The sequence below is a fragment of the Dermacoccus sp. MPR-E5 genome (genome assembly GCF_058809565.1).
In genome coordinates, this window is record NZ_JBXASS010000007.1 from 172,484 (window position 1) to 182,625 (window position 10,142).

Below are 10,142 nucleotides of genomic sequence, written 5' to 3' on the forward strand. Positions count from 1 at the left end.
ACGAACACCCAGCGCGCCACCGCGACGCACCAGCGCGTGCATCGCACGCACGCTCGCCAGGCGGTTTCGCAGCACACCCAGGCTCGCCCGGTCGCCCAGACGCCGCGTCACCAGCAGGCACCCGTGCACCGCGCGACGGTGCGTCACGCCACCACGACGCACTCGGCCACGCCGACCTACGCCTCGAGCGCGCAGAAGGCCACGAACACGGCTTCCGCCTCGCGTTCGAACTCCGGAGTCGTCTCCATCGCCGCGGGCCTGACGGGTATCCCCTACGTCTACGGCGGATCGTCGACCTCCGGTGCCGACTGCTCCGGTTACGTCGCGATGGTCTTCGCGAAGGCCGGCATCCAGCTGCCGCACCAGTCGGGCGCCATCAAGGCGATGACGACGCCCGTCAGCGACCCGCGCCCCGGCGACCTCGTCTTCCTGCCGGGCCACGTCGCGATCTACGCCGGCAACGGCATGGTCTACGAGGCGCGCCACCCGGGCACCGTCACCGGCCTGTACCCGGTGCTGTCGGGTTCGACCTACGGTCGCCTCTGATCGATGTGATCGGTCGGCCCGCGCGGCCACCTGAGAAGCGCCCTCCCCGTCATCGTGACGGGGAGGGCGCTTCTTCGTGTGGCGCGTGCTTCGAGCGGGGTCGTGGTGGTCTGCCGTGACGATCCTGCGTCAGTGGTAGTCGCGGCGAATGACGGTGACGGCGAGCGCCAGGCCGAGCAGTGCGAGGCCGACACCGCCGGCGACGAGCAGGGGGCTCGTCGAACTCGAGTCGGATTCGTCGGCTGATGCCGCGTCCGAGGGGGCGAGCGACGGGCTGGAGGTGCTGGTCGACGACGCCGAACTGGAACGACTCGACGACGAAGACGAAGACGACCCGGACGAAGACGAAGACGATTCGGGCGACGAGGTGGCGCTCGTCGAACTGCTGCGCGGTGTCGTCGGTGCCATCGGCGTCGTGGGGGCCAGGGGGGATGCGGGGCTCGATGCGCCCGTAGATGAGATCGTGGGCGCGAGCATCGGCTCGTCGCTCGTCGGGGCGGGCGAGGTGCTCTGGCGCGGTGTCCGTGTCGGCTCAGCGGTCGCGGACAACGTCGAAGATGTGGACGGTGCGTCACCGCAGCCGCTGAGGGGCAGCGAGCCGGCGGAGCCGCCGGAGGCCGTCGTCACGAAGATGGCACGGGCCTGCGAGGGTGCGCTGACGCGCACGGTGAGGCTCTGACCGGCGCCGACACTCGTCGCTGCCGGTGTCGCGCCGCCGCCCGCGCCGGTCGTGAATGAGAACGTCTGGGCTTCGGGGGCGGCGTTCGTCAGGGTGACGAGGGCCGAGTATCCGCCCGATGCGCTGCACGTGGCGCTCTGGAACACGGCGCTGCTCACGCCCGCGCCGGTGCTCGGCGAGCCCAACGGTGCGGTGGGGTCGGCGGTTGCCGCTGGCGCGCCGAGCACGATGGCTCCCGCGGCGAGCAGGGCGGCTGCGCCGGCACGAGAGCCGGCACGAAGGCAAGCGTGGGTGCTGGGGGTGAGGCGGTGCATCGTGGGGTGGCTCCCTGGTTCGCTCGTCGCAGGGTGCCTCCCCGCGTCATTGGGATTGTCTCCCATGGCGGGCGCTCGCGCGAGCGTCATGGGCCCGACCAGGAGCTCCAGGTCGAAAAAAAGTCTGCGGTGGGGTGCAACCGGCTCAGGATGTCGGGCGTCTGTATGAATGAACGGCGGTCAGCCGTGCGTCGCGCTCGATGCTCAGGGGTGTGCAGGCTGGGCGATGCATGGGGCGGGGTCGGTGGAGTCTTGGGGGCTCGACCGGCCCCCGCGCCCGCTTCGTCGCCGCGGGCGCGGTCTGGTTGACTAGGCCCCGTGGTCATCGAGGCGAGCCCGTGGGCGTTCTGGCGCCATCACGCCTGTGAGGTCGTGCTGTTCGCCGTCCTGGCGGCGCCCGTGCTCGCCATTCGCCCGTCGGTCGGCAACATCGTCGCGGTCGTCGTCTTCTTCGTCGCCTATTTCGGTTTCTCGTTCCTCAGTGACATGCGCACGCGGCTGCGCGTCGACGAGGACGGCGTCGAGTATCTCGCCGGTGGGCGTGATCAGGTCTTCATCGCGTGGAACGAGACCGCGCGCATCGTGCCGCGCCGCTTCCGGTGGTGGACGGCCGAGGACGCCATAGTCTTCCTCGACGGGGGCGATCGTCCGTTGCTCGTCGCCGGCATCTCGATGTTCGCGCCCGCCGACCTCGACGCGTTGGAGGGCGCCGCGCAGGCCTATGTTCCGGTCGATTCGCCCGTCATCCTGTCGCCGTTCACGGGCCGGGCCGACGGCGAGCGTCACCCCGAACTCGTGCCGCAGCGCACGTCGGAGCGGTTGCTCGCCTCGTCGATCAGCAGCTTCCTCATCGCCGCCGTCGTCGCGATCGTGCTCCTCACGGTCTTCGAGTGAATCGTCGTGTGAGCTGCGTCCGCAAGCCGTTCAGCCGTTCGTAGGCATCCGACGGTCGGCGATGACGACGACGGCGAGGCACAGCGCGGCCATGATCGCGCCGAACTCGAACATCGCGGGGTAGCTGAACCCGGCGTCCTGCGCGAGCGTCGCCATGATCGCGGGGACGGCGAAGCCGAGATAGGTGACGCCGTAGAACACGGCCGTCAGCCCGGCGAGGTCGCGGGGCCCGGCGATACGTTGGATCTCGAGCAGGCCGCTCACCATCGCGAGTCCGTAGCCGGCGCCCAGGCAGAAGCTGCCGAGGATCGCGGTGGCGATGTTGAGCTCGCGGCTCGCGAGCGCGCCGGCGAGCATGCCGACGACGAGGACGACGAGCCCCACGCGCACCGCTCGGGTGGTGCCGGGGGAGTCGATGCGGCGCCCGACAGACTGGACGAGGAAGCCGCACGTCAGGCCGACGACGCACAGCAGCGCCGAGAACGCGATCGGCGCCGACGAGACGTGCGACGACATGAGCGCGGGCAGGACGGCGTACGCACACGCGGCGGCGCCGAAGACCCACGGGGCGATCGGCAGCACGACGAACAGGAACCGACGGTGGCCGACGGCGGGGATGCGCAGATCGTCACGCAACGACGACGTCGAGCGCGACGCCGCGTCAACCGTCTCCGGCGTGCGCAGGACGAGCACGCCCGCGATCGCCGTCACGACGATGTTGACGAGGTACGACAGCTCGTCGGGGTAGGGCGCCCACTGCGCGAGGGGGCCGGCGAACGCGGCGCCGAGGCCGAAGCCGGCCGTCAGCGACATCGACGCACGCTTGGCGCCGGTGCCGTCGGGCGCGTCGTCGTGCGGCGGGCTCGACAGCTCCTTGATCCACGAGGAGCCGACGGCCATGACGAGACCCAGCGCGATGCCCGACAGCACGCGCCCGAGGAACAGCACGGTGACGTTGGCGTGGGCGAACGCGAGGATGGCGCTCGCGAGCATCGCGATGTACGGCGCGGGGACGAGCAGGCGCCGTCGGCCGTAGCGGTCGGAGAGCGGCCCACCGATGAGCAGCGCGGGGATGATGCCGAGGACGTACGCGAAGAGCAGCACGTTGACCGTCACCTGCGGCAGGTGATGCTGCGTGCGGTACATGACGAGCAGGGGCGTGAACTCGTTGCCGCCCCAGGCGACGGCGAGCATCGCAAGGGCGGGGCGCATCCAGTGCTTCATGCGGTCCTCTTCGTTGTTACCGGTGAGTACCCATGCAATCACGAGCATGCCTGGACGCGCCCGTCAGGGCGTCGCACGGCTCAGGTGTTGATCTTCGCGAGCAGTTCGGTCAGCGTCTGCTCGAGCTGCCGCGCGCCCAGACGCGCGGGGCGTGGATGAGCGCGCAGGCGAGGCCGATCTTCTGCGTCATGCCTGCGGAATAGTCGGCGACGATCTTGTCGGCGGCCTCGTCGAGGCCGAGTGCGTCCGCGGCACGGTGAGTCTCAGGTCATCGACCTAGCGGTGGCTGCCGAAGTTCTTCGTCAGCTCGCTCAGCTGCATGGCCGGTGCCTGCATGGCGGGCGTGCTCGCCGGGCCGGATGGGGGCGTGGGTGGCTGCTCGAACGGGGACGGGCGGCTGCCGATCCATGCCCTCGATGCTTTCATTGCAGCCCCTGCCCGCGTGGGATCGCGGGCGGATGTGACGGCTCTGACGGCGCCCGGCCCGGCCCTACTCGCTCGTAGCGCGGTGAACTCCTAGCGTGGCAAGTGATCACGGTCACGTCGAAGGAGTCGGAGGAGAAGATCATGCGGGTCGGTGTTCCGAGCGAGGTCAAGAACAACGAGTTCCGGGTGGCGTGCACGCCGGCGGGCGTCAACGAGTTCGTGCTGCACGGGCACGAGGTGCGGGTGCAGCGCGGCGCCGGGGACGGTTCGAGCCTCACCGACGACGACTACCGCGCGGCGGGCGCCGTCATCGTCGACGACGCGGACGAGGTGTGGGCCGACAGTGATCTCATCCTCAAGGTGAAGGAGCCGGTCGCCGAGGAATATCACCGCATGCGCGAGGGCCAGGTGCTGTTCACCTACCTGCACCTCGCGGCCGACCCGACGCTGACGGGGGAGCTTCTCGAGCGCGGTGTCACCTCGATCGCCTACGAGACGGTGCGCCTCGACGACGGGTCGCTGCCCTTGCTCGCACCGATGTCAGAGGTCGCCGGGCGCCTCGCCCCGCAGGTCGGCGCGCAGGCGCTGATGAAGCCGTACGGCGGGCGCGGCGTGCTCATGGGCGGCGTGCCGGGGGTGCGCCCCGCGGATGTCGTGGTGCTCGGCGGCGGCGTGTCGGGGTTCAACGCGGCTCGTGTGGCGCTCGGAATGGGCGCCGACGTCACCGTCCTCGATCTCGATGCCGCACGGCTGCGGGCGATCGACACGGCAACCGGTGGGCGGATGCGGACGGTGATGAGCAACGCGCACGAGGTCGAGCACGCCTGTCTGCGAGCGGATCTCGTCATCGGCGCGGTGCTCGTGCCCGGTGCGAAGGCGCCGACCCTCGTGAGCAATGAGCTCGTCTCGCGGATGCGGCCGGGCTCGGTGCTCGTCGACATCGCCATCGACCAGGGCGGGTGCTTCGAGGATTCGCACCCGACGACGCACGCCGACCCGACGTTCGGTGTGCACGACAGCATCTTCTACTGCGTCGCGAACATGCCGGGCGCCGTCGCGCACACGTCGACCCATGCGCTTGCGGGCGTCACGCTGCGCCACGCGCTGCAGATCGCCGACGACGGATGGCGCGCCGCATGCCAGGGCGACGCTGCCCTCGGGCGCGGGCTGACGACGCACGCCGGGCAGCTGACGAACGCCGCCGTCGCCGAGGCGACCGACCGGCCGGTCGTCAGTGTCGAGGAGGCGCTCGCGGGGTGAGGCTGCTCGGGCGCGGGCGTGGGCGTGGACGTGGGCGTGGCGGGGTCACCGCGTCGCGGGCGAGCGACGTCCGAGCGGGCCGTGCCGCGTCGCCGTCAGAGCCAGTTCTTGCGTTTGAACACGAGCCACATGCAGAACGACACGGCGACCATGAGAAACAGCGCGAATGGGTAGCCGTACGCCCAGTGCAGTTCGGGCATGCGGTCGAAGTTCATGCCGTAGGCGCCGGCGACGACGGTCGGGGCGAAGAGGATGGCGGCCCATGAGGACGCGCGCTTGACCTCGTCGGCTTGGTTGTTGGCGACCTCGGCGAGGCGCTTCATCTCCTCGTTCTGCGTCTGCGCGACGAGGATGGCGTTGAGCTGCAGGATCTCCGACAGTGACTGGCGGAAGTTGTCGTTGCGTTCGACGATCGAGGTGACGTGGTCGCGCACGTCGCGCAGGGCGGTGATGATCTCGTCGTCGGTTCCGTACTTGGCGGCGCCGGCTTCGAGGCCACGCAGCATCGTCTGCAGCGGCTTGACGGCGCGCTGGAGTTCCATGACCTCCTGGGAGAGTTCGTAGATCCGGCGCGACACGGTCGGGTCGGCTTCGAAGACCTGCGTCTCGATCTCGTCGATGTCGTTCTCGAGGCCGGCGGCGACGGGCGCGTACCCGTCGACGATGAAGTCGAGCAGGCCGTAGAGGACGGCCTGCGGCCCGCGCGCGAGCAGGTCGGGGTCGTTCTCGAAGCGGCTCCGCACGGGCGTGAGGACCGGCTGCGCCGTGTGGCGCACCGTGATGACGAAGTCGGGGCCGATGAAGGCGTGGATCTCACCGAACTTCACCGTCTCCGTCGCGTCGTCGTACGTCGCGGGGCGCAGCACGACGAAGAGGGTCTCGTTGTAACGCTCGAGCTTGGGGCGCTGGTGCGCGACGATCGCGTCCTCGACGGCGAGGGGGTGCAGGTCGAAGATGCGCGCGACCTGCTGGAGTTGACGCGGCGTCGGTTGCGTCATGCCGATCCACGCCATGCGCGGGCCGTGGTCGTGGTGTGACGGGTGGTGCAGTTCGCGCCACGCCTCGGCGATGGACCCGGCGTCGCTGACCTTCTGCTCGCCCGCGTAGATCGTCGAGTTGACGATCGTCGCCTCGGGTGGCGGCTGGTCGTCCTCGTCGCGAAGCGGCTCGAACGACGTCTCCTCGGGCGGCGTCGACGCGGGAGGCGGGGTCGCGCGGATGACCCCGAGCGGGGTGGGCACGTAACGGCTTCGCCAGGTGGGCATGGGGTGATCTTAGGACGGGCGCCAGGGAGAGGCCTGCCAGCGCGTCCGGATGATCGGCTAGGCTGACGGGCGCGCTTCGGCGCACGCTCTCGTAGCTCAGGGGATAGAGCACCGCTCTCCTAAAGCGGGTGTCGCAGGTTCGAATCCTGCCGGGAGCACTCACCGTTTGCCCCGGTTTTCCGCGCGAGTGGAGGCCGGGGCGCCCTGCTTCTCCACGTCCACACCCCCGAAATGGCACATTTCTGGCACAAGCCCATCGAGCGAGCGACCCACCGCATCGAGGTCGTCGGGGAACAGCCCGGCGTACACGTCAAGGGTCATCGCCGCCGACGCATGGCCCAACATCTGCTGAACCGCCTTGACGTTCGCACCCGCAGCGATCGCCAACGAGGCCGCCGTGTGACGCAGATCGTGCGGCGTCGCTCCCGCGATGCCCGCTGCCTCGCACGCCGGAGCGAACACCCGACGTCGCCAATTGTTGAGGCGGATCGGGCCGCCCATCGGGGCCGGGAACAACAGGTCGTTCCGGTCTCGCCCTCCGGCGGCATCCACGAGGCGGGCCGTCAGCGCAGGCGGCACCGGAACCGAGCGCGTGCGATGCGTCTTCGGTGTCGTCCAAACCATCTGCGAACCGACCACACTCACACTCTGTGACACGGTGAGGCGATGACGCACCGGATCGAGCTTGCCGACCCGCAGCGCCGCGAACTCGCCGAACCGAAGACCCGTCAAACCCAGCACCGCAATATGCAGGCCATCGTCACCGGCTGCCGTGATGAGCCGACCAAGCTCGTCGGCCGAGAGGAAGCGCGGTTCCTTCCGCGTCTGTCGGGGGAGAGGCACGCCCTTGGCCGGGTTTCGCACGATCCGCGAGTCGGCCACCGCAGCATCCAACATCATCGACAACACGAGGTACACCTTGCGGATGGTCCCGGCGCTCAGCCCCTCCGCACTCAGACGACCCAGCCAGCTCGTCACGTCGGAGCGCGAGATCTTGACGAGCTGCCATGTACCCCATGTCGGGATGATGTGCCGACGAACGATCTCGCGGTAACGCTCCCATCATCAGGCGGCTTCCGTGTTCGAACCGTTACCCGCGCCACCACGACCCGAGCCAGACGGCTCCTCCATGCCCTCCGCACGGAACGACCACGCCAACCGCGGACTCGGACCGCTCTTGTCCAGGTACGGCAGCGCCGACAAGCCCACAAACTCCACAGGCGTCCACGGCATCCCAGACTTGTTCTCCGGGGGCACCGGACGGTGCGGACCGAGGAACTTCACCGAGACCGCGGAGTCCTTCTTGGACGCTTCCTCATCCGCGTCAATGACGATCACCTGCCACACCAGCAGGCCCGTCTCCTTGTCCGCCTGCTGCGGACGCGACCCGTCCTCCCGCCTCGGCGCGTTGAAGTCCGTTACGGGCTCCACCGCCCCCTTCAAGAACGCCCCCGCAGGGAAGACGCTCGCGTGCTCCATGTTGATCCGTCGCTGGATAACCATTTGTTCTCCTTGTCCTGGCCAAGCACCTCTTGGCTAGAACAAGAAAAGTCTTGCGTTTGCGAAAGCGCAAACAGTCCGAATCGCGTGCCCGCGCCAAGCCAGCGCTGAAAGGTCGCACTATATACCACAGTGAATGCACTTCTGTTCTTCAGATAAGCGCGGCAATAAACCTAAAACAACAAAAGGACCTACTGCGGTGACGCAGAAAGTACCGCGATGAGTGCACGCGCGGCCGATTATAAGTGTCTCATATATTGAGACGCGCGATTGCGCACGCGCAGTCGCGAGCTGCACGGACGAGGGTCCAGGGCATTCCCAATATCATCGACGGCATGCTGCGCGCAGTCGAAGGCCGGGTCCGCAAAACCCAAATTTATGCGTCGCCCGCGAGTCATTCAATCTGTCTGGCGAACGCTTTTTATCGCAATTCTATGATGCTGCGTGGAGTGCGTGACTTTAGAACCATACAGACCACCTACGCACATGCCTTGAGCAAGCCTCGACCGCCCCTGATCCCTCTAGCGCGGTGCCAGGGTGTTTCGCTGAGCACGTTCGCCCGCCGATATCAGGTGTGTCATGTCAATGCGCTGGCTCAGATGCTCGCGGGCGAGCCTGACGAAGATGTTGTCCGAGCATCCTTCCCAACGCTCACGCTCGGCGATATTCGCAGAATTCTTGGGCACTAAGTTAGACATGGGAGGAGCTGTGACTGGGTCGTAGATTATCTGGCGTCCAACTTCGTTTGGACCGCACTATTCGCCGCTCACCACCGTATGGGAGACTCATCCGAGCTGACGGAGACTTCTGAAAAACCGCAATGTCGCAGCAATTTTTCGGCGCCTCTCCGCGCGGAGTCTGCCATCTTGCCCGGTCCGACGTTCAGCTCGACGATAGGTAGTGAGTCGCAGGAACCGTGAACGCAGAGGATTGTCCCCTGTTCATTGATGCCACCATCTTGAGGTGCCGTTAGGCGCACATAGGGGGTAATTCCGTACTTTCCCCCGCGGAACTGAACGGCGTTCTCTTCATACACTTGGGTGACGTAGCGAACTTCTTCCTCATCCTTGAAGGACGGGTGTTTCATGCAAATCGCAGAAAAAACAATTTCAGTCATGACGCTGTCTACGGGGCATCCCCACTCTAAATTGTAGAGCGCATATGCGACGGTATCTTGGGCCAAAGAACGTTGTTGCGCCGGATCGTAAAGGACCGGAAGCCAGCCAAGTGTCATCGTCTTACTGATCGAAGCGTCAATGTCGACATCTGAGCCTGCCACCACAGCCAGTTTCTCATTGCAGTCGAGTCCAATAGCGTAACCAACCCCATTGCCACTGTAAGCCCGCCATTGGCTGAGAGAATTACTCGACATAGAAGCGCATGCAACATAGGTTCGATCGAGATGCCGGGCGCTGTCATCCATCTCTCTTAACAAATTTTCAAGATGGTCGAGCCAAACACCCCCTGCCGTTTTTTTCGCCTCTCTCAAGGCGCCACAAATCCTACGCAAGCCATAAGTGAGTTCGCCGGCGTCGTTCAAGCTCGAGACCGATGTGGCCCATAACTCTCGATTCCCCACAATGCTAGCGACGCCCGTTCCATCCGAATAGTGCCACACAATTCCACTTTGGAGAAGCAGAATTGGATTAACCAATTGTCCCCCCGGTAGATCACTTGGTCTTCTCGAAGCTTCGACCACCCTGGCTTCCGCACCGTAGACGCCCGAGGCGCGGGCGTCACCGGAGGAGAAGGGTATAAATCTAGGCGTATCGAGGAAGCTTGGAAATCCGCTCGCATCCCTCGCCACTCGGTGAACACCCGAAGAAGCTTCCAGGGGAGGCGTTTCGCCGTAGGCCCGTCCGTGGGAGTGGGACGCTGTGAAATCGTGCGACTCTGACATGCTTTTAGCTTAGCGTCGCCTTGGCCGAAGATGCGTGAGAAGTTTCTCGACTGTTTCAGGCTCTTCACAGATGAGGGTGTAGTTGAGGTCTGAATCCGCCGGACTCGAGCAGGGATCTGGCGATGTAGTTGGTC

General features: G+C 66.6%; 9 protein-coding genes, 1 tRNA gene and 1 pseudogene. 5 read left to right on the forward strand and 6 right to left on the reverse strand.

Translation table 11 applies throughout. The annotated features are described in order from the left end of the window. The 3 genes from AC1RS9_RS07500 to AC1RS9_RS07510 form a co-directional block, all read left to right on the forward strand. The coding region (locus tag AC1RS9_RS07500) for a C40 family peptidase (protein ID WP_492921011.1) at positions 1-546 on the forward strand (546 nt) is incomplete at its 5' end. 148 nt (positions 547-694) lie between these two features. Continuing rightward, positions 695-1,225, forward strand: coding sequence for a hypothetical protein (locus tag AC1RS9_RS07505; RefSeq protein ID WP_474916717.1), 531 nt, complete (start codon positions 695-697; stop codon positions 1,223-1,225). Positions 1,226-1,857: 632 nt separating this feature from the next. Then, on the forward strand, positions 1,858-2,433 hold the full coding sequence (locus AC1RS9_RS07510; RefSeq protein WP_474916716.1) for a hypothetical protein: 576 nt from the start codon (positions 1,858-1,860) through the stop codon (positions 2,431-2,433). A gap of 30 nt (positions 2,434-2,463) precedes the next feature. Here AC1RS9_RS07510 and AC1RS9_RS07515 read toward each other — a convergent pair whose 3' ends face one another. Next, positions 2,464-3,657, reverse strand: coding sequence for an MFS transporter (locus tag AC1RS9_RS07515; protein WP_474916715.1), 1,194 nt, complete (start codon positions 3,655-3,657; stop codon positions 2,464-2,466). 139 nt (positions 3,658-3,796) lie between these two features. Beyond that, a pseudogene (locus tag AC1RS9_RS07520) lies at positions 3,797-3,904 on the reverse strand (ABC transporter ATP-binding protein); the annotation flags it as partial. Between the two features lie 320 nt (positions 3,905-4,224). On the opposite strand from AC1RS9_RS07520, the gene ald reads away from it, so the two are divergent. Beyond that, complete coding sequence (gene ald, locus AC1RS9_RS07525; RefSeq protein WP_040014149.1) at positions 4,225-5,343, forward strand: alanine dehydrogenase; 1,119 nt, start codon at positions 4,225-4,227, stop codon at positions 5,341-5,343. 95 nt (positions 5,344-5,438) lie between these two features. On the opposite strand, the gene AC1RS9_RS07530 is transcribed toward ald, so the two are convergent. After that, positions 5,439-6,608 (reverse strand): magnesium and cobalt transport protein CorA, encoded by a 1,170-nt coding sequence (locus AC1RS9_RS07530; RefSeq protein ID WP_074045644.1) that lies wholly within the window; start codon positions 6,606-6,608, stop codon positions 5,439-5,441. A gap of 85 nt (positions 6,609-6,693) precedes the next feature. Here AC1RS9_RS07530 and AC1RS9_RS07535 point away from each other — a divergent pair. Continuing rightward, positions 6,694-6,766 (forward strand) — tRNA-Arg (locus AC1RS9_RS07535). A gap of 1 nt (position 6,767) precedes the next feature. On the opposite strand, the gene AC1RS9_RS07540 is transcribed toward AC1RS9_RS07535, so the two are convergent. The 3 genes from AC1RS9_RS07540 to AC1RS9_RS07550 all read right to left on the reverse strand — a co-directional run bounded on the left by AC1RS9_RS07540 (position 6,768) and on the right by AC1RS9_RS07550 (position 9,648). Beyond that, positions 6,768-7,586 carry a site-specific integrase gene (locus AC1RS9_RS07540; RefSeq protein WP_312293439.1) on the reverse strand — a complete coding sequence of 273 codons (819 nt, stop codon included), beginning with the start codon at positions 7,584-7,586 and terminating at the stop codon, positions 6,768-6,770. Positions 7,587-7,673: 87 nt separating this feature from the next. Continuing rightward, positions 7,674-8,111, reverse strand: a complete 438-nt coding sequence (locus AC1RS9_RS07545) for a plasmid replication, integration and excision activator (RefSeq protein WP_281711801.1) — start codon at positions 8,109-8,111, stop codon at positions 7,674-7,676. A gap of 763 nt (positions 8,112-8,874) precedes the next feature. Next, complete coding sequence (locus AC1RS9_RS07550) at positions 8,875-9,648, reverse strand: DUF2971 domain-containing protein (RefSeq protein WP_473957904.1); 774 nt, start codon at positions 9,646-9,648, stop codon at positions 8,875-8,877. Positions 9,649-10,142: the final 494 nt, after the last annotated feature.